The organism is Streptomyces sp. NPDC048612, assembly GCF_043199295.1.
Classification (GTDB): Bacteria; Actinomycetota; Actinomycetes; order Streptomycetales; family Streptomycetaceae; genus Streptomyces.
In genome coordinates, this window is the sequence record NZ_JBICVV010000009.1 from 262280 (window position 1) to 285227 (window position 22948).

Annotated in this window: 21 protein-coding genes; 8 read left to right on the forward strand and 13 right to left on the reverse strand. The window is 72.3% G+C overall.

Going from position 1 to position 22948, the window contains the following annotated elements:
- Positions 1-60: 60 nt before the first annotated feature.
- Positions 61-969, reverse strand: coding sequence for a S1 family peptidase (locus ACGFN2_RS16950; RefSeq protein WP_393360877.1), 909 nt, complete (start codon positions 967-969; stop codon positions 61-63).
- A 926-nt stretch (positions 970-1895) separates the two neighbouring features.
- Between ACGFN2_RS16950 and ACGFN2_RS16955 the strand changes: the two genes are divergently transcribed.
- Positions 1896-2345, forward strand: coding sequence for a cell division protein SepF (locus tag ACGFN2_RS16955; RefSeq protein ID WP_362608232.1), 450 nt, complete (start codon positions 1896-1898; stop codon positions 2343-2345).
- Positions 2346-2450: 105 nt separating this feature from the next.
- On the opposite strand, the gene ACGFN2_RS16960 is transcribed toward ACGFN2_RS16955, so the two are convergent.
- Positions 2451-3665, reverse strand: a complete 1215-nt coding sequence (locus ACGFN2_RS16960; protein WP_393360879.1) for an acyl-CoA dehydrogenase family protein — start codon at positions 3663-3665, stop codon at positions 2451-2453.
- Between the two features lie 148 nt (positions 3666-3813).
- Positions 3814-5460: an MFS transporter gene (locus tag ACGFN2_RS16965; protein ID WP_362608235.1), complete on the reverse strand. Its 1647-nt coding sequence runs from the start codon at positions 5458-5460 to the stop codon at positions 3814-3816.
- Positions 5461-5670: 210 nt separating this feature from the next.
- Here ACGFN2_RS16965 and ACGFN2_RS16970 point away from each other — a divergent pair, with 210 nt between their 5' ends.
- Both ACGFN2_RS16970 and ACGFN2_RS16975 read left to right on the forward strand, forming a co-directional pair.
- Positions 5671-6864, forward strand: coding sequence for a hypothetical protein (locus ACGFN2_RS16970; RefSeq protein ID WP_393360881.1), 1194 nt, complete (start codon positions 5671-5673; stop codon positions 6862-6864).
- 285 nt (positions 6865-7149) lie between these two features.
- Positions 7150-8187, forward strand: a complete 1038-nt coding sequence (locus ACGFN2_RS16975) for a phosphatase PAP2 family protein (RefSeq protein WP_362608239.1) — start codon at positions 7150-7152, stop codon at positions 8185-8187.
- 102 nt (positions 8188-8289) lie between these two features.
- On the opposite strand, the gene ACGFN2_RS16980 is transcribed toward ACGFN2_RS16975, so the two are convergent.
- Positions 8290-8502: an I78 family peptidase inhibitor gene (locus ACGFN2_RS16980; protein ID WP_362608240.1), complete on the reverse strand. Its 213-nt coding sequence runs from the start codon at positions 8500-8502 to the stop codon at positions 8290-8292.
- Between the two features lie 510 nt (positions 8503-9012).
- On the opposite strand from ACGFN2_RS16980, the gene ctaD reads away from it, so the two are divergent.
- Complete coding sequence (gene ctaD, locus ACGFN2_RS16985) at positions 9013-10692, forward strand: cytochrome c oxidase subunit I (protein WP_362608241.1); 1680 nt, start codon at positions 9013-9015, stop codon at positions 10690-10692.
- Here ctaD and ACGFN2_RS16990 read toward each other — a convergent pair.
- The 3 genes from ACGFN2_RS16990 to ACGFN2_RS17000 form a co-directional block, all read right to left on the reverse strand.
- The gene (locus tag ACGFN2_RS16990; protein WP_393360884.1) at positions 10583-11617 is read right to left on the reverse strand and encodes a helix-turn-helix transcriptional regulator; all 1035 of its coding nucleotides are present in this window, start codon (positions 11615-11617) and stop codon (positions 10583-10585) included. The genes ctaD and ACGFN2_RS16990 overlap by 110 nt on opposite strands.
- A 72-nt stretch (positions 11618-11689) precedes the next feature.
- On the reverse strand, positions 11690-12661 hold the full coding sequence (locus ACGFN2_RS16995) for a hypothetical protein (protein ID WP_393360887.1): 972 nt from the start codon (positions 12659-12661) through the stop codon (positions 11690-11692).
- Entirely contained in the window at positions 12658-13917 is a 1260-nt protein-coding gene (locus tag ACGFN2_RS17000) for a glycosyltransferase family 4 protein (RefSeq protein ID WP_362608245.1), read from the reverse strand. The genes ACGFN2_RS16995 and ACGFN2_RS17000 overlap by 4 nt, the downstream gene beginning before the upstream one ends.
- A 442-nt stretch (positions 13918-14359) precedes the next feature.
- On the opposite strand from ACGFN2_RS17000, the gene ACGFN2_RS17005 reads away from it, so the two are divergent.
- Positions 14360-15154 carry a phytanoyl-CoA dioxygenase family protein gene (locus ACGFN2_RS17005; RefSeq protein WP_393360890.1) on the forward strand — a complete coding sequence of 265 codons (795 nt, stop codon included), beginning with the start codon at positions 14360-14362 and terminating at the stop codon, positions 15152-15154.
- 70 nt (positions 15155-15224) lie between these two features.
- Here the strand turns inward: ACGFN2_RS17005 and ACGFN2_RS17010 are convergent, their stop codons facing one another.
- Positions 15225-15785: a transglycosylase family protein gene (locus ACGFN2_RS17010; RefSeq protein WP_362608249.1), complete on the reverse strand. Its 561-nt coding sequence runs from the start codon at positions 15783-15785 to the stop codon at positions 15225-15227.
- 284 nt (positions 15786-16069) lie between these two features.
- Between ACGFN2_RS17010 and ACGFN2_RS17015 the strand changes: the two genes are divergently transcribed.
- Together ACGFN2_RS17015 and ACGFN2_RS17020 are read left to right on the forward strand one after the other, a co-directional pair.
- Positions 16070-16879: a hypothetical protein gene (locus ACGFN2_RS17015; protein WP_393360893.1), complete on the forward strand. Its 810-nt coding sequence runs from the start codon at positions 16070-16072 to the stop codon at positions 16877-16879.
- A 118-nt stretch (positions 16880-16997) separates the two neighbouring features.
- Positions 16998-17333, forward strand: a complete 336-nt coding sequence (locus ACGFN2_RS17020) for a hypothetical protein (protein WP_393360896.1) — start codon at positions 16998-17000, stop codon at positions 17331-17333.
- A gap of 27 nt (positions 17334-17360) precedes the next feature.
- On the opposite strand, the gene der is transcribed toward ACGFN2_RS17020, so the two are convergent.
- The 5 genes from der to aroH form a co-directional block, all read right to left on the reverse strand.
- Entirely contained in the window at positions 17361-18821 is a 1461-nt protein-coding gene (gene der, locus ACGFN2_RS17025; protein WP_362608255.1) for a ribosome biogenesis GTPase Der, read from the reverse strand.
- Between the two features lie 95 nt (positions 18822-18916).
- The gene (locus ACGFN2_RS17030) at positions 18917-19573 is read right to left on the reverse strand and encodes a lysophospholipid acyltransferase family protein (RefSeq protein ID WP_362608256.1); all 657 of its coding nucleotides are present in this window, start codon (positions 19571-19573) and stop codon (positions 18917-18919) included.
- A complete protein-coding gene (cmk, locus tag ACGFN2_RS17035) occupies positions 19570-20304 on the reverse strand; it encodes a (d)CMP kinase (protein ID WP_393360900.1) in 735 nt (244 codons plus the stop codon). The genes ACGFN2_RS17030 and cmk overlap by 4 nt, the downstream gene beginning before the upstream one ends.
- Before the next feature lie 86 nt (positions 20305-20390).
- A complete protein-coding gene (locus ACGFN2_RS17040) occupies positions 20391-21476 on the reverse strand; it encodes a prephenate dehydrogenase (RefSeq protein ID WP_393360903.1) in 1086 nt (361 codons plus the stop codon).
- Positions 21473-21835 carry a chorismate mutase gene (aroH, locus tag ACGFN2_RS17045; RefSeq protein WP_362608261.1) on the reverse strand — a complete coding sequence of 121 codons (363 nt, stop codon included), beginning with the start codon at positions 21833-21835 and terminating at the stop codon, positions 21473-21475. The genes ACGFN2_RS17040 and aroH overlap by 4 nt, the downstream gene beginning before the upstream one ends.
- Positions 21836-22066: 231 nt before the next feature.
- Here aroH and ACGFN2_RS17050 point away from each other — a divergent pair, with 231 nt between their 5' ends.
- Positions 22067-22762 (forward strand): DNA polymerase beta superfamily protein, encoded by a 696-nt coding sequence (locus ACGFN2_RS17050; protein WP_393360906.1) that lies wholly within the window; start codon positions 22067-22069, stop codon positions 22760-22762.
- The last annotated feature ends 186 nt before the right edge of the window (positions 22763-22948 follow it).

The following is a 22948-nucleotide window of genomic DNA, read 5'->3' on the forward strand; positions in this document are numbered from 1 at the left end:
GGAGCCTGCCGTACGGACCCGGGATGCGTGCGCCCGGGACGGTACGGCCTCAGCCTGGCGTCAGTAGACGCTCACGCCGTAGGCGCTGAGTGCCTCGGTGACGGGCTGGAAGAACGTGGTGCCGCCGGAGGTGCAGTCGCCGCTGCCCCCGGAGGTGAGGCCGAGCGCCTTGGTCCCGGAGTAGAGGGGGCCGCCGCTGTCGCCGGGCTCGGCACAGACCGTGGTCTGGATGAGTCCGGAGACGATGTCGCCGCCGCCGTAGTTGACGGTGGCGTTCAGCGCGGTGACCTTGCCGCTATGGGTGCCGGTGGTGGAGCCCCGGCGGGTGACCGACTGACCGACGCTCGGGGTGCCGGCGCTGGTGATGTCCTGGCTGCCGACCGTGCCGGCGTGTGCCACGGAGGAGTTGGTGTACTTCACGATGCCGTAGTCGTTGCCGGGGAAGCTGGAGCCGGCGGTCGGACCGATGCTCGTGGTGTGCGAGGAGTTGGTGTACCACGGCGGGTTGCCGTCGGTGCAGTGTCCGGCCGTCAGGAAGTAGTAGGTGCTGCCGCTGCGGACGTTGAAGCCGAGCGAGCAGCGCCAGCTGGGGGCGTAGACGGCGTCGCCGCCGGAGATGAACTTGCGGAAGGTGCCCGCGATGCGGTCGATGCGGACCGCGTCGGCGTTGCTGCCCGCGGCCCGCTCGATCCGGGCGATCTCCGCCCGGGAGACCGTGCGGTCGGCGGTGACGACCAGGGTGCCCGTCGCACTGTCGGTCCGCCAGGCGGTGCCGGGGACGTCCGCGGCACGGACCGCCTGACCGGCGGCACTGAGCTGGGCGGCGCTGAACTTCTGCGCGGGGGCGGGGTTCTGTGCGCTGGCGGACGGGATGGCGATGGCACCGACGGCCACCAGTCCGGACGCCACGGCGATCAGCCGGGTACGTCTCGCCACGCCGCTGTGGGGGATGGTGCGCGCGTTCCTCACTGATTCCTCCGAGGGGATCGGGGGGCCGCCGGTGGGCAGCCCGTGAGGCGCAGCCGAAGGGCACGTGGGAATCCGCACGTTCATTTTCAGCGTGCCCCTGACAAGCGCTGAGCGGAGTGTCGGGCGCGCCGCCCCCGCAGCGCAAGAGTCCGGCACGGATGTCTCACGGCTGACATACGGCGGCAACACCACCGGCGCCCCAACACTCCGCCCCGGCAGCCCTGTTGACGGCTGCCGGGGCGGCGCTGACCCCCTCGGTCGCGGGTTGGACGGCGCAGCGCACGCCGCGGTTCCGCGCCTCCGCCACGTGCGAGCGAAGCGTCCTGCCGGAGTACTCCGTACGGTGCACCCCGCTCCTGGTGAGCGCCACGAAGTGCGTCGCGCCATAGGGGGCCGCCTCGTGGCTTCCCGTACCGCCCGTTGCCGATGGCCTTCCGCAGTGGCCGGGGTGGTGCCCGGCGCCCCGGAAGGGGGGCGCGAACTCCGCCCGGAACGCCGGATTCCGGCCGGCATCGTCCGACAATCGGCCTGGGCGACTTTCGAGGGAAGCGGGTCCGGTGGACACAGGTCGGAATCCGCCGCCGCGTCAACACCCCTCCGATGGGCCAGTCTCCCGATCATCGGGCTATCCCGCGGGCCCCCGCCGAGGCCCTTGGCATTTGCCCTGGTCCCGTGCATGAACCGACCCGGTAGTCCGCTCCGTTTTGTCCGCGCGCCCGACCCCTCTCACCCGATAGAGTACCGACCGTGATGTTCGTCGTACTGTCAGTTTCGTTACGGGGCGCGTGACCTGATGCTGCGCCACCCCCTTTGCACCAGATGTGTCACGAACCCCCCGTGCGGCGGCTATCCACTTGGCACACCCTCCGCCTCATGAACGACGATAGGGGCGGACACGCAGAGACCGCGGGTGAGAGGAGGCGTCAATGGGATCGGTGCGCAAGGCGAGTGCCTGGCTTGGCCTCGTCGACGACAGTGATGACGAGCGCTACTACGACGACGACTACGCCGAGGGACCCGATGCCGGTGACTCGGTCGACAGCCCCTGGGTCACCGACCCCCGGGTCCGAGTGGCCGACGAGGCCGCCCAGGACCAGGGCACCCGCATCGCCACGGTCTCCCCGGAGAGCTTCCGGGACGCCCGCGGTATCGGCGAGCTCTTCCGGGACGGCGTCCCGGTCATCGTCAACCTGACGGCCATGGAGCCCGACGACGCCAAGCGGGTGGTGGACTTCGCGGCCGGCCTGACGTTCGGGCTGCGCGGTTCGATCGAGCGGGTCGCCACCCGCGTGTTCCTGCTGACCCCCGCCGACTACCGGGTGGTCAGCGGTGAGGCCCGCGGCCACCGCAACGGCGGTTTCTTCAACCAGAGTTGAGCACGACCCGCGTGTGTCCTGCCGGGGGTCCGGGCGCCCGCGGCAACCGCCACCGGCGCACCGGTCCCCGGGTGGTGCGGCGTCCCGCTCAGCGGGCGAGGCCGCTCACCGGAAGGCATCCAGACCGGTGAGCGCCTTGCCCAGCACGAGCTGGTGCATCTCGACGGTGCCCTCGTAGGTGAGCACCGATTCGAGGTTGGTCGCATGCCGCATGACGGGGTACTCCAGCGAGATCCCGTTGGCACCGAGAATCGTCCGGGCCGTGCGGCAGATCTCGATCGCCTCCCGTACGTTGTTCAGCTTGCCGAAGCTGATCTGCTCGGGGCGCAGCCGCCCCGCGTCCATCCGCTGCCCCAGATGGTGGGCCAGCAGGATGCCCTTGTGCAGTTCGACCGCCATGTCGGCGAGCTTGGCCTGGGTGAGCTGGAAGCCGCCGATCGGCTTGCCGAACTGCTCCCTGGTCCTCGCGTAGTCCAGCGCCGCCTCGAAGCTGGCGCGGGCGGCGCCCATGGAGCCCCAGACGATGCCGTAGCGGGCGTGGCTGAGACAGCCGAGCGGGCCCCGCAGCCCGGTGACCTCCGGGAGCACCGCGTCGGCCGGCAGCCGTACGTCGTCCATGACGAGTTCGCTGGTCACCGAGGCGCGCAGGGACCACTTGTGCTTGATCTCGGGGGCCGAGAACCCGGGAGTGTCCGTGGGGACGACGAAGCCGCGGATGCCGTCGTCGGTCTGTGCCCAGACGACCGCGACTCCGGCCACCGAGCCGTTGGTGATCCACATCTTGCGGCCGCTGAGCACCCAGTCCCCGCCGTCGCGCTTGGCGTGGGTGCGCATCGCGGCGGGGTCGGAGCCGATGTCGGGCTCGGTCAGGCCGAAGCAGCCGATGACCTCGCCGGCCGCCATCCGCGGCAGCCACTGCTGCTTCTGCTCCTCGGAGCCGAAGCGCCAGATCGCGTACATGGCGAGCGAGCCCTGGACGGAGACCAGCGAGCGGATACCGGAGTCGGCGGCCTCCAGCTCCAGGCAGGCCAGGCCGTACTGGACGGCGGAGGCGCCCGCGCAGCCGTAGCCGGTCAGGGACATCCCGAGCGCGCCGAGGGAGCCCAGTTCGCGGGCGAGTTCGCGGATGCCGGGCAGTTCGCCGCGCTCGTACCAGTCGGCGATCTGCGGCAGCACGCGGTCGGTGGCCCACCGGCGGACGGTGTCCCGTACGGCACGGTCCTCGTCGGACAGCAGATCGTCGAGGCCCAGGGGGTCGCGGGGGTCGAACGGCGCACGCGCCGGGGACGCTGCGGACTCTGAGGACGGCTGTGCGGACATGGCGGGGCCTCCGGCGGATCAGCGCGAAAAACTAGCAGTGGTAGTTATTTGCTGTCCGACGGTACGGCCCGTGGTGCCGCGCGGCAAGGGTCACCGCCGCGCGACGGGGACGGGAACGCCCGGTGGGCCCCGGCCGGAACGGCCGGGCTCAGCGGCCGGAGCGCGCCGGGGCGGGCTCGCTGCTGCCGCGGCCGCCCATGCCCTCGCCCGGGGCGGGCTCGCCGTCCGCCTCCGCCCGCTCCGTGGACTCCGCGGCCCGGCGCGGCAGCCGCAGCGCGATCCCCGCGCCGACCAGCAGCAGCACGGCGCTGGCGACGAGGGTGATGTGCAGCCCGCGGACGAAGGAGTCCCGGGCGGCCTCCCGCAGGGCGGCGCGGGCGCCGTCGCCCAGACCGGCGGCGACCTTGTAGGCCTCGCCGAGGGAGTGCGCCGCCGAGGCGGAGGCCCGCGCGGGGACGCCGTCGACGTGGTTCAGACCCGGGGCGTAGGCGGCGTTCATGACGCTGCCGAGCAGCGCGACACCGATGCCGGCGCCGAGCTGGTAGGAGGTCTCCCCGATCGCGGCGGCGCCGCCGGACTGCTCGGCGGGGGCCTCGCTGAGCATCGACTCGTAGGCCCCGAACAGCGTGGACTGGAAGCCGAAGCCGAGCAGCACGAAGCCCAGGGACAGCAGCCAGGGGCGGTCCTCAGCGCTCATCGCGGTCAGACACAGCACCGCGACCGCGGTCAGCACGAAACCGAGGGAGACCATCGCGCGCGGCCCCAGGGCCTGCAGCATCTTCGAGCCGGTGAGGCCGGCGGCCATCGCGGCGAAGACCAGCGGCAGCATCCGCAGCCCGGTCTCCAGCGGGCTCAGCCCGAGGACGAGCTGAAGGTACTGCACGGCGATCAGCTGCAGCCCGACGAGGGCGAGCATGGCCAGCACGATGCAGACGACGGAGGTGCCGAACGCGGGCACCGCGAACAGCCGCACATCGATCAGCGGGTCCTTGCGCCGGCGCTGACGGCGGACGAAGAGGACCAGCAGCAGGACACCCAGGACGATGGGCAGCAGCGTGGTCGGGCCCACCACGGCCGCACCGCTGCCGATCCGCTTGACGCCGAGGACGATCCCCAGCACACCGAGGGCCGCCACGATCGCGCCGATGACGTCCCAGGGGCCGTTGCGCTCACCGCGCGACTCCGGCAGCAGCCATCGGCCTATCAGCAGCATCGCGGCCATCATCGGGATGTTGATGAGGAAGACCGAGCCCCACCAGAAGTTCTCGACGAGGAAGCCGCCGAGGACCGGGCCGACCGCGGCACCGACCGCGGCCACCGCGCTCCACACGCCGATGGCGACCGCGCGTTCGCGCCGGTCGGGGAAGACCTGCCGCAGGATCGACAGCGTGGCCGGCATGATCATGGCGCCGCCGATGCCGAGCAGGGCACGGGCCACCATCAGGGTCTGCGGGTTGGGCGCGAGCGCGGCGGCGGCCGAGGCCAGGCCGAACAGGCCGTAGCCCAGGAGGAGGATGCGGCGGCGGCCGACGCGGTCGCCGAGGGTGCCGAAGAGGATCAGCAGCGAGGCAGCGATCAGCGGATAGACATCGACGATCCAGAGAAGCTCCACCGGTCCCGGCCGCAGGTCCTCGGTGACCGAGGGCACCGCGACGTACAGGATCGTGGTGTCCAGCGCGACGAAGAGCAGGCTGACGCAGAGCACGATCAGCACGGTCCAGCGGTTCACACCGCCGCCTGAAAGCCGGGGAACACCAGCCGTCCGTCCACTGCCGGACGCGGTCGTCCCGGACATAGCACCTCCAGTCATGCTCTCGCGGCCACGGAACAGGGCGCGAAAACGCCCCGGGCGAACCGGCGGCACGGGCGAGTTGAGACGCTCAGACTACGCGAGTCCCGTGCGGTGCCGCGTGGCTCACCTCACGATGAGACGCTCATCGCAGCGTCACGCGTTCCCCCACCCGCCGTCGGCAGTCGTTCTTCGGCCACCTGGATAATCGTCCCGATGAACGATCTTGCCCCCGCCGCCGTTCCCGGCCCGGCCCGGTGCGACGGCACCGGCGTCCGGGCCGCGCTGCGCCGGGCCGCGCCCGCGCTGCTGGCGTTCGCGGCGATCCGGCTGCTGGGCATCGTCGTCCTCGCCCTCTGGTCGGCGGCCGGCGGCCGGAGCTGGCACACCCTGCTGACCGCCCGCTGGGACGCGCTCTGGTACACCCGGGTCGCCGAGCAGGGCTACGGCTACACCGTCGCGCTGCCCAACGGCGACGTGCACTCCAACCTGGCCTTCTTCCCGCTGCTGCCCTGGCTGGAGCGCGGGCTGTCGGCACTCTCCCCGCTCTCGGCCGCCGACGCCGGGATGGTGGTGTCCTGGCTGGCCTCGCTGGCCGCGGCCTGGGCGCTGTACGCGACCGGCGAGCGGCTGCACGGGCCGCGGGCCGGGGTCGCCCTCGCGGCGCTGTGGGCCGCGCTGCCGGTGGGGATCGTGCAGTCGATGGCGTACTCGGAGTCGCTGTTCACCGCGCTCGCGGCCTGGGCGCTGTACGCCGTGCTGACCGGGCGCTGGGTGGCCGCCGGGGTGCTGGCCTCGCTGGCCGGGCTGACCCGGCCGGTGGGTGCCGCGGTGGTGGCGGCGGTGTGGGTCACCGCAGCGGTGACGCTGTGGCGGGAGCGGGCCGGCGGGTCACCGCTGCGGACGGCGGCGCGGCGGCATCCCGGACTGCTGCCCGGCGTGCTGCTCGCCCCGCTCGGCTGGTGCGGCTACTTCCTGTGGGTGGCGGTGCACCAGGGCTCCCTCACCGGCTACCTGGACATCCAGGAGGGCTGGGGCAACGGCTTCGACGGGGGCATCGCGTTCGCCTCGTTCGTCCGGCAGCAGCTGTCGGGGCCCGTGTTCGCGGCGGGAGCCGGACTGCTCGTGGGCATCGGGCTGGTGATCTGGCTCCAGGTGCGCGGGGTCCGGCAGGGGCAGCCGCTGCCGCTGGTGGTCTACGGCGGGACGGTGCTGCTGCTCGCGCTGACCGCCAAGGGCTACTTCGGCTCCAAGCCCCGGCTGATGCTGCCGGCCTATCCGCTGCTGCTCCCCCTGGCGGTGGGCCTCGCGCGGTGGCGCCGGGCGTGGCCCTGGCTGGCCATCGGACTGCTGGCGACGGGTTCCGCGGTCTACGGGGCGTTCTGGCTGAACGGTTCCGGCCCGCCGTGAGCTATCCGATCACTCTGCGTGATCGCACGAGTTCACTTCGTGAGCGCCTCGCGGGAAACACGGGACGACCCGTGAGCGAATAGCCGATAAACTCCGGAGCGGAAAAGCGGATAAGGCGCTCGACGCGACGACACGCGCGCGGCGGGGAGCCATTGAAAATCGCCGCGAATTCGCTTCCAAATCCCTGCGCCGAAGCCTCGTTTGAGACGCATTCCACATCACATCGTCATTACAAAGCGCACAGTTTGACCAAGCACCTACATCACACGCGGTAACGTCGATTGAGTGCGTACCGATGACAAGCTCGACCAGATGGAGGAGCGCCCCACCGATCGCGTCCGACCGCCCAGCATGACCCGGACCCGCATGTGGCTGTTCTGGGGGACCGTGGCGGTCTATTTCGCGATCGTGGCCGGGGTGCTGGCTACCTCATGGCTGGTCACGCTCGACTGGCAGGTCATGTTCTTCCGGCCCTACAAGCAGTGGCCGGAGATCCATGCCTTCCTCGACTACTTCGTGGTGCTGGGCCAGCGCGGACCGACCGCGGTGGCGGTGGCGGCCTGGCTGGGCTGGCGCTGCTGGCGTCAGCGCAACCTCCACCCGCTGCTGGTGTTCGGCGCCTCGCTGCTGCTGCTGAACATCACCGTGGGCGCCGCCAAGATCGGCATGGGCCGGCTCGGCCCGCACTACGCGACCGTGGTCGGCTCCCACGAGATGGGGCTCGGCGGCGACATATTCCCGTCGGGCCACACCGCGAACGCCGTGGTCACCTGGGGTGTGCTGGCCTACCTGGCGACCACCTCGCTGCGCCGCCGCACGCTGTCGGTGATCGCCGCCCTGGGCGCCCTGGGCGTCGGCATGACCACGGTCTACCTGGGCACGCACTGGGTCAGTGATGTGCTGCTCGGCTGGGCCGCCGGACTGCTGGTGCTGCTGGCGCTGCCCTGGCTGGAGCCCGGGATCACCTGGTTCGAGGACCGCCTCATGGGCATCCTGCTGCGGCTGTGGCTGCGGCTGCGCCCCGATTCACTGCGCGGCCCGCTGCCGGCCGGAGCACTGGCCCCGGGGGTGTCCCGGCAGCGCCTCGCCTCGGACGGGGAGGCGCTCGTCCGCGAGACGATCTCCGCCGGTACGGGCGGGCGTTCCGCCTCCGGCCACACCCCGGACGGCTGGCCGCACCACCCGTCGCGCCCGTACTCCATCCGTTCGGAGCGCACCCCGGCCACCCCGGCGGGCAGCCGGCGGCCGCCGCACGCGGACCGCGTCCCGCGCACCACGCCGCTGAGCCCGACGTCCGGGCGCGGCCGCAACGGGAGCGGCTGACCGCCCCACGAGCCGCGGGGCCGGTACGCACACCTCTCCCCCGCAGCGAAGGCCCCGGCCGCTCCCAGGAGCGGCCGGGGCCTTCGTCGTCGTCAGTGGTGCTCAGCCCTGCCAGGTGCGGTGCACCTCGCCGTCCTTGACCTCGAAGTTGAGCCGGCCGGCCAGGTACTCCATCGTGATGATCGCGCCCGGCGGCAGCGAGCGGACGGTGGTCCAGCCGCGCGCCCGCGCCTGTTCCTCGGCGTCCTGCTGGGCAAGGCCGACATACGCCTCGATGTCGTCCTGAGGGGTGTCGGGGAGGTTCGGTACGTCCATGACAGCCACCGTAAGCGCCCGCGACGGCCGGTGGAAGGCCCGCCCTCGCACACCCCGGTGACTCCCCTGTCCGGCATTGGTCACACTTGTGTCACAGCGGCCCCGGCGGCGTTTGCCGGAACTTCCGTCACCCGTACGCGCCGCGTGACGGCGCAACCGGGTGGAAAATAAATCGGCCCGAATTCACGCCCTGATCGGACAGCTAACGGACACGGACCGTCCGGTCAACGCGACGCGCCGTCCGAAAACATTCCCCCGTCAGTTCCGGATCGCCTTTACCCGGCGCCCTTTATCGGCCGACCGGAATTTGGCCGACGAGACACATTCCACACACATTTCCCGCACATCGCCCATCCCCCCGCTTACCGGGCTCACCCCCTCCCGGCGCCCCCGGTCCACCGCCCCGACGGATGCCACCGGAACGGACCGGAGCGCCCTCTCGCACTGCGTCCCCCGCGCGCGCATCATGTCCCGGTCCCCAGTCCACCGTCGACGAACGAGGTGCAGCGGATGGTTACGGACACCGGGCAGGCGCGCGTGCGGCCCTCCGGGGCGCGACGCCGTGGCTCGGTGCTGGTGGACTGGCTGACGACCACCGACCACAAGAAGATCGGGCACCTCTACCTGATCACCGCGTTCGGGTTCTTCCTGGTGGGCGGGCTGCTGGCGATGGTGATGCGCGCCGAGCTGGCCCGGCCCGGACTGCAGATCATCGACGCCGAGCAGTTCAACCAGGCGCTGACCATGCACGGCACGATCATGCTGCTGCTGTTCGCCACCCCCGCGTTCGCCGGTTTCGCGAACGAGATCATGCCGCTGCAGATCGGCTCGCCCGACGTCGCCTTCCCGCGGCTGAACATGCTCTCGTACTGGCTGTTCCTCTTCGGCGGCCTGATCGTGCTGGGCAGCTTCCTCACACCGTTCGGCGGCCCGGCCTTCGGGTGGACGGCCTACGCCCCGCTCAACTCGATGGTCCGCTCCCCCGGGGTCGGCGCCGACATGTGGATCATGGGCCTGGCGCTCGCCGGCTTCGGCACCATCCTCGGTGCCGTCAACTTCATCACCACGATCATCGTGCTCCGGGCGCCCGGCATGACGATGTTCCGGATGCCGGTGTTCACCTGGAACGTCCTCTTCACCTCGATCCTGGTGCTGATGGCGTTCCCGGTGCTGGCGGCCGCGCTGCTGGTCCTGGAGGCGGACCGGCAGTTCGGGGCGGTGGTCTTCGACGCCCGCTACGGCGGGGCGCTCCTGTGGCAGCACCTGTTCTGGTTCTTCGGCCACCCCGAGGTCTACATCATCGCGCTGCCGTTCTTCGGCATCATCACCGAGATCATCCCGGTCTTTTCCCGCAAGCCGATCTTCGGTTACGTCATGCTGATCGGCGCGACGATGGCCATCACGGCGCTGTCGGTGATGGTCTGGGCGCACCACATGTTCGTGACCGGGGCGGTGCTGCTGCCGTTCTTCTCCGTCATGTCGTTCCTGATCGCGGCGCCGACCGGGGTGAAGTTCTTCAACTGGATCGGCACCATGTGGCACGGCTCGGTGTCGTTCGAGACGCCGATGCTCTGGTCGATCGGGTTCCTGGTGAGCTTCCTGTTCGGCGGCCTGACCGGCGTCATCCTGGCCTCACCGCCGCTGGACTTCCACGTCACCGACTCGTACTTCGTCGTCGGCCACTTCCACTACGTCGTCTTCGGCACGGTCGTCTTCGCCACCTACGCGGGCTTCTACTTCTGGTGGCCGAAATTCACCGGGAAGATGCTCGACGAGCGCCTCGGCAAGATCCATTTCTGGACGCTGTTCACCGGCTTCCACACCACCTTCCTCGTCCAGCACTGGCTGGGGGTGGAGGGCATGCCACGGCGGTACGCCGACTACCTGGCCGCCGACGGCTTCACGGCGCTCAACACCTTCTCCACCATCGGCTCCTTCCTGCTGGGCCTGTCCACCCTGCCGTTCCTCTACAACGTCTGGAAGACCACCCGCTACGGCGCCAGGGTGACGGCGGACGACCCCTGGGGCTTCGGCCGGTCCCTGGAGTGGGCGACCTCCTCACCGCCGCCCCGGCACAACTTCACGACCCTTCCGCGCATCCGCTCCGAGTCCCCGGCGTTCGATCTGCACCATCCGGAGGTGGGGAAGCAGCCGGTGACGCTGCCAGCGTCCGGCCCAGCCGGTCCCTGATCTCCCGGACCCGGCCGAGCAGCTCCGGCGGCTCCCGGACCTCGAAGTCGAAGCCGGTCAGCACGATGTGGAGCACCAGCAGTTCGAGGCTGTGCGCCCCGGTACGCAGCAGACAACGCCGTGCGTCGACCGCCTCGAGCACGCCGGCGGCCGGGCTGATGCGCTCCGCCGCCCGCTCCAGCGAGGCGTGCAGCAGCACGGTGGCCCGGGTCGAGTAGACGCGGCTGGAGATGCCCTGGGCGACATACGCGGCCAGGTCCTCGGCCGGTGGCGTACGGGGAGTGAAGCGCGGCCCGTGCGGCGGGGTGGGGGTGATGCGGTCGGCCCGGTAGGTGCGCCAGTCCGCGCGGTCCACGTCCCAGGCGACGAGGTACCAGTAGCGCCGGGCGCAGACCAGGCGGTGCGGTTCCACCGTGCGGCGGGAGACCGCTCCGTCATGGGCCGTGTAGGAGAAACGGAACCGGTGGCAGTCCCGGCAGGCGTGCGCGAGCTCGGTGAGGACGTCGGGGTCCACCCGGGGGCCGCCGCTGCCGAGCATCGGCACGGTGACGGCGTTCAGCGCGCCGACCCGGCGCCGCAGCCGGTGCGGCAGCACCTGCTCCAGCTTCGCCAGCGCCCGAACCGACGCCTCCTCGATGCCGTCGACACCGCCGGACGCGGCGGTGCGCAGCCCGACCGCGACCGCCACCGCCTCGTCGTCGTCCAGCAGCAGCGGCGGGAGTTCGGCGCCCGCGCCGAGCCGGTAGCCGCCGGCCGTCCCGGGCGTGGAGTGGACGGGGTAGCCCAGCTCGCGCAGCCGGTCGATGTCCCGGCGCACCGTGCGCGGGGTGACGTCGAGCCGGCCGGCGAGTTCCGCGCCGGACCACTCCCGGTGGGCCTGCAGCAGGGAGAGCAGGCGGAGCAGACGTGCCGAGGTCTCCAACATGGCCCGAGTCTCCCAGCCCTTGCGGACAGCCGCGGTCCTCGATACCGGACCGGGACCCGGCCGCCGCCTCCGTCAGCTCCCGGCCGGCCCGGCGACCCGGAGGGCCAGGTCGTTGTCCAGGGTGTAATACGGGCCGATCCTCAGCTCCCCCGCCGCGGCCGGCACCGGCAGCGCCGGGTAGCTGAACACCTGCTTCTTGTCGGCGACATCGTCCAGCAGACGGGCTATGCGCACCGGCCGGACACCCTCGGCGAGGCGCAGCCACAGGTCCCACGGCTCGTTGCCCTGCTCCCAGCGCCCGGCCAGCTCCTCGTAGGGCAGCGTGAAGGTGAAGTCCGCGCCCTCGACGGTCAGCGGGACGGTCACCGGGGCCGCTTCCGGGGCCGCCCCGGTACGGCGCGCGCGGGCCTCCACCCGGGCACCGGCGGCCGGGACGGCGCCGTAGAGCCGGCCGGAGACCGTCATGCCGTCGGGGGCGACGCGGATGTCGCCGGCCTCGGCGTGCGGGCCGCGCAGCCAGCTGCGCAGGGCGAGATTGCCGAACTTCGTGGCGTACGGGATGCGTACCCCGAGCCGGCCAATGCCCGCCAGCGGCCGGCGGTCCACCAGCGACCGCAGGTCGTTGACACCGGGCAGCAGGCGCCGGGGGTCCCGGCCGTCGCCGAGGTCGGCGTAGGCGTTCCAGCGGCCCTCGGCGAGCGCGACGGTGCTGGGCAGGACGGCGCGCAGCCGCCCGGCGCCGTTCGGCCCGAGCGGCAGCCGCACCTCGTCGTCCACGCCATCACCGCCGCGCAGCCGCAGCACCAGCGCCGCGCTCCAGGTGGTGTGCAGGTCCTGAGGGGCGTTCAGGTCGAAGGTGAGGCCGCCCGCGGAGTCCGCGATGCAGTCGGCCCGCAGCTCCACCGGAGCGGCTTCGCCGCCCCGCTCAGCCGGGCGCTCGGGTCTCTCGGGTCCCGAACTCGCCGGAACCATGGGTTCCTGATCGATGGCGGAGGACTCCTTCGTCTCGTGTCCGGTCACGGTCAACTGGCTCGGCGCCGTCATACCGTCCGCACCCCTCTCAGCGCGGCGCGGGCCGCGTCCTTGGTGGCGTAGGCGCCGCTGAGCAGGGCTCCGCGGGCGCGATGCAGGCTGCTGTGCCATCGGCTGCCGCGCCTGCGGGTGAGCAGCTCCCCGAAGAGCGCCTCGTAGCGCCCGGCGACCGTGGCGGGGTCGAAGCGCGCCGACGAGGCCAGCGCCGCCTCCCCCATCCGCCTGCGGGCCGCGTCGTCGTTGATCAGGGACAGCAGCGAGCCGGCCAGCGCCTCCGGACTGCCGACTGGTACGAGCTTGCCGTCCACCCCGTCGTCGATGATCTCGCCCGGCCCGTGCGGGCAGTTGGTGGCGACGACCGGCAGGCCCGCTCGCATGGCCTCGACGATGGTCATCCCGAACGACTCCAGGCTGGAGGAGACCGCGGCGATCGAGCCCTTGGCCCACTCGGGCTCCAGGGGGTTGGCCGGGCCCATCAGGAAGACGTGGTTGTACAGGCCGAGTTCGTCGATGAGATCGCGCAGCCGGGCCTTCTCGGCGCCGCCGCCGTATATCCGCAGCCGCCAGTCTGGGCGCTCCTCGGCGACCTGGGCGAAGGCGCGTATGAGGACGTCATAGCGCTTGACGCGGGCGAGCCGGCCCGCCGCGACGACCCACTTGCCGCTGCCGTCGGCGGGCGGCAGCGCGGACGCCGGCACGCTGTTGGGCACCGCCTCGACCCGCACACCGGGCAGCCGCAGCGTCCGCCGGTAGGCGCCGGCATCGGCCTCGGTGACGGTGGTGACGGCGTCCAGCCGCGGATAGGCGCCGCGCAGCGCCAGCTTGAGCTCCCGGGTGTGGGTGTCCAGGGTGAGGTGCTCCTGGCCTATCCGCACCGGGCCGCGGCGCGCCTGCTTGGCGATGTGCACATTGAGGCCGGGCCGGGTGCCGACCAGCACGTCCGCCTCCGTCTTGCGCAGATGCTGGGCGATCCGCCGGTCGGTGAGCTCGCTGTACTGGTCGAAGCGGCCCTCGGCGGCGGGGAAGACCTTGGCGGGGCGGGCGTGCGCGGGATCGGCGCCGTCGTGCCCGGGGCTGCTCTCCCGGAGGTCCACGAGATGCCGCAGCGCCACACGGGGCCCCAGGTCGAAGACCGGGTCGTCGCGGTGGCGCAGGACGGACACGATCTCGACGTCATGCCGTTCGGCGAGCGTACGCGCCAGATTGAACGTCGTACGGATCGTCCCCCCGATACCGTAGGCATTGTGAATCAGGAATGAGATGTGCATCCGTCCCCGTGTCCCCTGGTCTTCTGGTCCTGCCCGGTCTCCCCGTGGGCCACGTCGCGCTCCCCTCCTGATGGCGCGAGGCGGCCCCCTGCTCTAGGGAAGGACCGCAAAAATCGGTTCCGGGTTGGGCCTTTCGCCAACTTGTTCCGAAAGAGTTAGTTCATCGGTAAGCGGGTCATGGAACCCTTAGGCCGCAAATCCCCTCCACCCGGTCACCACCGGGCCCGGGGACGGCGGCCTCCCCGCTCCGGTCAGCCGGCGGGCTTCTCCCCCAAGTGCCCCTCCGCATCGAGCATTCCGGGACCGTACCGCCTCCCGCTCGTCCGGTGCGTACGGATTTCCGGGGACCTGGCCGGGAACCGGCTGGTCGTGGTGCCCCACCACCGGCCGGCCCCCGGAAATTCGCTGGTACACCCGTTCCCCCCGCTGCCACGCTGACCCGATGGATGACGCAAATATCGATGACTCCGCCCTCTCCGCATTCGTGGAGCAGGGCTTTCTCTGTGTGGAGGGCGCGTTCTCGCCGGAGGTCGCAGCGGAGTGCCGGGAGATCATGTGGCGCGACATCCCGGGCGAGCCCGGCGATCCGGCGACCTGGAAGGACCCCGTGGTACGGCTCGGCTTCTACGGGCAGGAGCCCTTCCGCGCCGCCGTCAACGCGCCCCGCCTGCACGCCGCGTACGACGCCCTCGCCGGACCGGGACGCTGGGCGCCGCGCGGCGACCTCGGCACGTTCCCGGTGCGGTTCCGCAGCGACGACGAGCCGGGCGACGACGGCTGGCACATCGACGCGAGCTTTCCGGGGGACGACCCCGCCGACTATCTGTCGTACCGGGTGAACGCCGCGTCCCGGGGCCGCTGGCTGCTGATGCTGTTCCTGATGTCCGACGTGGGCGAGGACGACGCGCCCACCCGCATCCGCGTCGGCTCCCATCTGGACGTGGCCGCGCTCCTCGGCCCCGAGGGAGAGGCCGGGCTGCCCTTCATGGACCTGGCGCAGCGCGCCGTGCCCGCCACCGAGCACCGGCCGCAGGCACTGGCCACCGGCCGCGCCGGTGACGTCTACCTCTGCCACCCGTTCCTGGTGCACGCCGCGCAGCCGCACAGGGGCACCGAGCCCCGTTTCATGGCCCAGCCGCCCCTGCTCCCCAAACCGGGACAGGGCCCGAGCACCGAACGCCCCGATGGGGCCTACTCGCCGGTGGAGGTGGCGATCCGCCGGGGACTCGGCCACTGACGCACCCGTACGGCCCGGTGCGCCGTCCAAGAGGAACGCCGGCCCGGCTCACGCGCCTTGGGGGCAGCGTTCAGGGAAGCCGGAGCCTGGTGCCGACCGACAGCCGGTCCGGGTTCCGTCCGACGGCGGGCCGGTTGGCCTTGTGGAGCGCCTGCCAGCCGCCCTTCACCCGGTACTTCTGCGCGATCGTGCCGAGCGTCTCCCCGCGCCGTACGACATGGGTCCGGCTCTTGGCGGTCAGCCCGTAGCGCTGGGAACACTCGGGCCAGGCGCCCCAGCCCTGGGCCGCCTGGACCTTCTTCGCGATCTCGATCTGCTCCTCACGGGAGGCGAGGTCGGCCCGCCGCGCGAAGGCGAGACCGCCGAACGCCTCCCAGGTGGGCTGATGGAACTGCAGCCCGCCGTAGAAGGAGTTGCCGGTGTTGATGTGCCAGTCACCGCTGCTCTCGCACTCCGCGAGGCAGCCCCAGGGCCACTGGTCACCGGCGCAGGCGTGCGGCGGCCGGTCCCCGCCGTCCGGCCCGTCGGCGGCGGCGCCCCCGGGCAGGCCCAGGACCAGGGCAGCGGCGGCCGCGGTGAGCAGCCCGACGCATCCCACGAGGCGCCGAGGCGCCGAAGAGTTGTCCGACATAGCCGGTGACGGTAGGCAGCCCCGCGGCGGCGGCCAGCCCGCCACGCCCTCGGCGCCCCGGTCCCACCCGGTCCGGCGTACGGAACGCCGCCGACTGCGCCAGGTTCTGCGCAAAAGTTGGCGTTAAGTGACCGATTCCGGGACGGCTTTCCACGGTTTTCCGCTGTGCGGCGATTGGTTCGATTCCGTTCCCATCCCCGCGTTACTCCTGCCGCAGGTCACCCGTTGTCCTGGTACGAGCCGGGAGACCACCCGGCTGACGCACAGAGATCGAGGAGCCACCCGTGCCGCGCATGCTCGACGTCAGCGACGACGTTCGCGCCGAGATCGGCGATGAAGAAGCCGACCGCCTGCTGGCCGGTGGCGACGCCCCCGGCCACTACGACTGCACCTCCTGCCGGACCCCCGGAGACAGCGACCAGGAGCGCACCAGCACCGTCCTGTTCGTGGGCGAGGAGACCGCGGTGCTCGCGTTCGCGCACGCCACCTGCATCCCCTCGCAGGTCGTCCCGGTCTCGGAGGAGCAGCTCCAGGGAGCCGTCCGCTCCATCACCGGCGAGGACGCCACCCCCCGCACCCCCGGCTCGGTGCCGTCCCCGGCCGTCCCGGTGCCCACCGCTCCCCGCCAGGCGACCCTCGGGATCACCTGCGGTCTGGTGCTCGTCGACGCCGATCTGCGTCCGGCCCTGGTGGTCGAGCCCGACGGCCCGATCGCCCGTCCCGGCTCGACCGGCCCGGACGACGACTTCCTCCCGCTGCTCCTGGAGCAGGGCTTCCACCCGGTGACGGACATGAACCAGCTCCCCGCCCCGAACCAGGGCTGGTCCGCGCTGCTGGCCATGGGCAAGCTGCACGCCGTCCTCCAGCCGGGCAACTCCGGCCAGCAGTCCGCCTGGTGGCAGGCCCACCAGCCGCTGGCCGTCTCCGACGGCTGGCGCGCCGCGGCCAACAAGGCGCAGTCCGTGGTGCTGTACGCCGCGCCCGCCGGCACCATCGGCCACCAGCCCCGCGAGGACCTGATGCGGGAGGCCCTGGAGAGCGCCGCCGCCAAGGGCGCCCTGGTCGCCGCGGAGATCCCGCTGGCCGGCACCTGACAGCCGCCGGACCCGATCGCGGGGGCAGGACCGTCGATCCGGACGGTCTTGGCCTCGCGATCAGCCATTTCCACCGGAAAGCCGCATCCCTGCGGGCACCGGGGTCGTTGGCACGTACGTGCACGCATACGACCCCGCTCCCCGCGTCCCGTACCACCCGATCCCCGGCATGCGCCCGCCGTACGACCACGGGACGGCGCACACCACGGATCACGGGTCGGCCACGCCGATCTACGACGCGCTGTACGCCGAGTACCGCCGCAGCTTTCGGGCCCTGCCCGGGGACCGTACGGACGAGCCGGAGCTCCCGGAGTCGCTGCGCGGGAGCTGGAGCCGTACGCCGGGCTCCGCGGGCCACTGGGAGGTCGTGAGCCGGCAGCCCTACCACCCCCGCGGGAACGCCCCGGCGGCGCTGCCACCGGCACAGCGGGACGCCCGGCCGCACGGACGCTGACCGGTCCGCACGGCCGGGGACGGGCCGCTACTTCTTCTTGCTGCGCTTCTCGCGGACCCGCACCGAGATGTGGATCGGCGTCCCGTCGAAGTCGAACTCCTCGCGCAGCCGCCGCTCGACGAAGCGGCGGTAGCCGGCCTCCAGGAAGCCCGAGGCGAAGAGCACGAAGCGCGGCGGCTTGGTGCCCGCCTGGGTACCGAAGAGGATGCGGGGCTGCTTGCCGCCGCGGATCGGGTGCGGGTGGGAGGCGACGATCTCACCGAGGAAGGCGTTCAGCCGCCCGGTGGGGATGCGGCTCTCCCAGCCCGCCAGCGCGGTCTCGATCGCCGGGACCAGCTTCTCCATGTGCCGGCCGGTGCGCGCGGAGACGTTCACCCGCATCGCCCAGGGGATCTGCACGAGGTCCCGCTCGATCTCCCGCTCCAGGTAGAAGCGGCGCTCCTCGTCGAGGGTGTCCCACTTGTTGTAGGCGATGACCAGGGCGCGGCCGGCCTCCACCGCCATCGTGACGATGCGCTGGTCCTGGACGCTAATGGACTCGGACGCGTCGATCAGGACGACGGCGACCTCGGCCTTCTCGACGGCCGCCGCCGTACGCAGCGAGGCGTAGTAGTCGGCGCCTTCCTGGAGATGCACCCGGCGGCGGATACCGGCGGTGTCCACGAACTTCCAGGTCTTGCCGCCGAGTTCGATCATCTCGTCGACCGGGTCACGGGTGGTGCCGGCCTGCTCGTTGACGACCACCCGCTCCTCGCCGGCGACCTTGTTCAGCAGCGACGACTTGCCGACGTTCGGCCGGCCGATCAGCGCGATCCGGCGGGGGCCGCCGAGGGCCGTGCCGAAGGTCTGCGCGGGGGCCTCGGGCAGCGCCTCCAGCGCGGCGTCGAGCATGTCGCCGGTGCCGCGGCCGTGCAGCGCGGAGATCGGGTGCGGCTCGCCGAGGCCCAGCGACCACAGCATGGCCGCGTCGGCCTCACCCGACGGGCCGTCGACCTTGTTGGCGACCAGGACGACGGGCTTGCCGGAGCGGCGCAGCAGCTTGACGACGGCCTCGTCGGTGTCGGTCGCGCCGACCTTGGCGTCGACGACGAAGACGACCGCGTCGGCGGCCTCGATGGCGAACTCGGCCTGCGCCGCGACGGACGCGTCGATGCCGAGGACGTCCTGCTCCCAGCCGCCGGTGTCCACGACCTTGAAGCGGCGGCCGTTCCAGTCCGCCTCGTAGGTGACGCGGTCGCGGGTGACGCCCGGCCGGTCCTCGACGACTGCTTCGCGGCGGCCGATGATGCGGTTCACCAGCGTCGACTTGCCGACGTTCGGGCGGCCGATGACGGCGAGGACGGGCAGCGGGCCGTGGCCGGCCGCGGCGATGTCACCCTCGACCTCCGCGAGATCGAAGCCCTCCTCCGCGGCGAGCTCCATGAACTCCGCGTACTCGGCGTCGCCAAGCGCACCGTGCTCGTCGCCGGTAGGGATCTGGTCGTTCATGAAGTCCGTTCCTCACGCATTCAATGTGCGGCTGCCGCCGCGTGGTCCTCGTGGTCGGTGGGCCGCTCGTCCGCGCCCCACTACTCAAGTCTGGTTCAGCGCCCGGTCAGGCGCCTGGCCTCTGCCAGGTGGGCGGTCAGCCGCTCCTGGATGCGTACGGTCGCCTCGTCGAGCGCCTTACGGGTGCGCCGGCCACTGCCGTCCCCCGCGGCGAAGCCGTCACCGAAGACGACGTCGACGCGGGACCGCAGCGGCGGCACGGCCGACGACAGCCGGCTCTGCCGCTCCCTGCCGCCGAGCACCGCCACCGGCACCACCGGGGCCCCGGAGCGCACCGCGAAGTACGCCAGGCCCGCCCGCAGGGAGGCGAAGTCACCCTCGCCACGGGTGCCTTCCGGGAAGATCCCCAGCACTCCGCCCTGCGCCAGCACCCCGAGGGCGTCGGTGATCGCCTTGCGGTCGGCGGCGGCGCGGTCCACCTTCAGCTGCCCGATGCCCCGCAGGAACGGGTCCAGCGGGCCGACGAAGGCTTCCTTCTTGATCAGGAAGTGCACCGGTCGCGGCGCGGTGCCCATCAGCATCGGGCCGTCGATGCCGTGCGAGTGGTTGACGGCGAGGATCACCGGGCCGGCGGACGGCACCCGCCAGGCGCCCAGCACCCGCGGCCGCCACAGCCCGTACATCAGGCCGATGCCGATCCGGCGGCCGACCGCGGCACCCGCCGCGCTCGGCGCCCTGCCGCTGTCGGTCACCGGGCGACCCGCCCCGCCTTTTCGGCGCCGGCGCCCTCGATGAGAGTGACCACACACTCGATGACCTGCTCCAGGGTCAGGTCGGTGGTGTCCACCTCGACGGCGTCGTCCGCCTTGGCCAGCGGGGAGGTCTTCCGGCCGGAGTCGGCGGCGTCGCGCTTGATCAGCGCCTCGCGGGTGGCGGCCAGGTCACCGGCCTCCTTGCCCTTCAGCTCGCCGCTGCGGCGGGCCGCCCGCGCCTCCGGGGAGGCGGTGAGGAAGACCTTGAGGTCGGCGTCGGGCAGGACGGTGATGCCGATGTCCCGGCCCTCGACGACGATGCCGTCGGGCGCCTCGGCGGCGATGCTGCGCTGCAGGTCGGTGATCAGGGTCCGGACCTCGGGGACGGCGCTGACGGCGCTGACCGCGGAAGTGACCTCCTGGGTGCGGATCGGTCCCGCGGCGTCCAGGCCGTCGACCGTGATGGTCGGGGCGGCCGGGTCCGTGCCGGAGACGATCACGGGCTTGGCGGCGGCGTCGGCCACCGCGGTCGCGTCGTTGACGTCGATCCCGTTGGTCAGCATCCACCACGTGATCGCGCGGTACTGGGCGCCGGTGTCGAGGTAGCCGAGGCCCAGCTTGGCGGCGACGGCCTTGGAGGTGCTGGACTTGCCCGTGCCTGCGGGGCCGTCGATGGCGACAATCACTGCTGCCGGGGCGGTCCGAGCGGCGGTTTCCACGGTGACGAACACCTTTCTTGTACACGGGGCTGGGGTCCAAGGGCCACAACGGCCCCGGACAAGGTTACTGGCTCACCCGCACGGCGCCGTCCACGGTGTCACTGCCGGATCGACCAGCCCCGCTCCCGCAGCTCCGCGGTCAGCCCCGGCACCGCCTGCGGCTCGACCATGAGCTGGATGAAGCCCGCCTGCTGGCCGGTGGCGTGCTCGATGCGGACGTCCTCGATATTGACCCCGGCCCGGCCGGCGTCGGCGAAGATCCGGGCCAGCTCACCGGGCTGGTCGCCGATGTAGACGGCGACGATCTCGTACGTGGCCGGGGCGGCGCCGTGCTTGCCGGGCACCCGCTCGCGGCCCGCGTTGCCACGGCGCAGCACGTCCTCGATGCCGCCGGCGCCGCCGCTGCGCTTCTCCTCGTCGGCGGACTCCAGGGCCCGCAGCGAACGGACGGTCTCGTCCAGGTCGGCGGCGACCTCGGCCAGGACGTCGGCGACCGGGCCGGGATTGGCGGACAGGATGTCGATCCACATCGCGGGGTCGGAGGCCGCGATCCGCGTCACATCCCGGATGCCCTGGCCGCAGAGGCGTACGGCGGTCTCGTCGGCGCCCTTGAGGCGGGCGGCGACCAGGCTGGAGAGCAGCTGCGGGGTGTGCGAGACCAGGGCGACCGCGCGGTCGTGGGCGTCCGCGTCCATCACCACCGGGACGGCCCGGCACAGCGCCACCAGCTCCAGGGCGAGGTTGAGCACCTCGGTGTCCCCGTCGCGGGTCGGGGTGAGCACCCAGGGGCGGCCCTCGAAGAGGTCGGCGGTGGCGGCCAGCGGTCCGGAGCGCTCCTTGCCCGCCATCGGGTGGGTGCCGAGGTAGCCGGACAGGTCGCGGCCCGTCGACTCCAGCTCGCGGCGCGGCCCGCCCTTGACGCTGGCGACGTCGATGTAGGCACGGGCCACGCCGCGCCGCATCGCGTCCGCCAGCGCCGTCGCGACATGGGCCGGCGGCACGGCCACGATGGCCAGATCGACCGGCCCCGGCGGCGCCTCGGCGGTGCCGGCGCCCAGCGCGGCGGCCGTCAGGGCCTGGGCCTGGTCGTGGTCCTCCAGGTACACCTGGACGCCCCGTGCGTTCAGCGCGAGCGCGGCCGAGGTGCCGATCAGGCCCGTTCCGATGACGAGTGCGGTCCTCACTGCGCGATGTCCTTCCGCAGCGCCCCGGCCGCGCCGAGGTAGACATGGGCGATCCCGGCCTTGGACAGACCGGTCTCCACATGGGCGAGTACCCGCACCACGCGCTCCATGGCGCCGGTGATGTCCAGCTCCTGGGCGCAGATCAACGGCACGTCGGTGATGCCCAGGGCGCGCGCCGCGGCGGCCGGGAAGTCGCTGTGCAGATCGGGGGTGGCGGTGAACCACACGCTGATCAGGTCGTCCGCGCGCAGGTCGTTGCGCTCCAGGAGGGCGGTGAGCAGCGCACCGACCTGCTCCTGCATGTGCTCCGCGTCGTCCCGCTCCAGCTGGACGGCCCCACGGACCGCTCGTACCGCCACGTCACTGCTCCCCTGCGTTATGGCCGCGTCACGTACCTGTGCGCGCACTGATCAGCGTAACCAGCCGCACGGACCATCCGTACGGCGCCGGGAGGACCGGCGGCGCGGGCACGACTGTCCGCACGCCCCGCGACGGCCCGTGCACCGGCGGTGTCCGCGGCCGCGGGCCGGCCCGCGGCCGCCCCCGAAACCTGGTGACATGCGCCTCCCCGCCCCGCCACAATCGCCCCCATGCCCGAATCCGCCACAGGTCACTCCCTGGTCACCGAGCACACCGTCTACGCCTGTGTGATGGGCTCGCGCGCCTTCGGCCTGGCCACGGAGACCAGTGACACCGACCGCCGCGGGGTGTTTCTCGCCCCCACCCCGCTCTTCTGGGGCTTCGAGAAGCCCCCGACCCATGTGGAGGGGCCGCGGGAGGAGGAGTTCTCCTGGGAGCTGGAACGGTTCTGCCAGCTGGGGCTGCGCGCCAACCCGACCGTCCTGGAGTGTCTGCACTCCCCCCTCGTGGAGCGGATCGACGCCACCGGCCGGGAGCTGCTCGCCCTGCGCGAGGCGTTCCTGTCCCGGCAGGCCCACCGCACATTCGCGGGCTACGCCGCCGGCCAGCTCAAGCTGCTGCACGCCGACGTACGCCACCAAGGCGCCCCCCGCTGGAAGCACGCCATGCATCTGCTGCGCATACTCGCCTGCGCCCGCGACCTGCTCCGCACCGGCGTGCTCACCCTGGACGTCGGCCCGGACCGTGCGGGCCTGCTGGCCGTCCGCCGTGGTGAGGTGCCCTGGGCCACGGTGGAGAGCCGGATGGCCCGGCTCTCCGAAGAAGCGGAGGCCGCGGTGACCAGCTCACCGCTGCCTCCGGAGCCGGACCGGGCGCGGGTGGCGGACTTCCTGTTCCGGGCCCGCCAACGCTCTGCGCTTGGTTGACCTCCCACGTTTTCGGCTTTCCCGCCGTGGTGGCTCGCGTTGTTTCGGGTCCGCTGCGCGGGGCGTGGGCTGGGGTGGTGCTTGTTGCTGCCTCGCCGTTGCGCCTGCGGCGGGCGGGTGGTTGTCGGGTGCGGTGACGGGCCTCCGGGGCAGGGTTTCCGGACTGCTTCGCTTTACGTCCGGAAA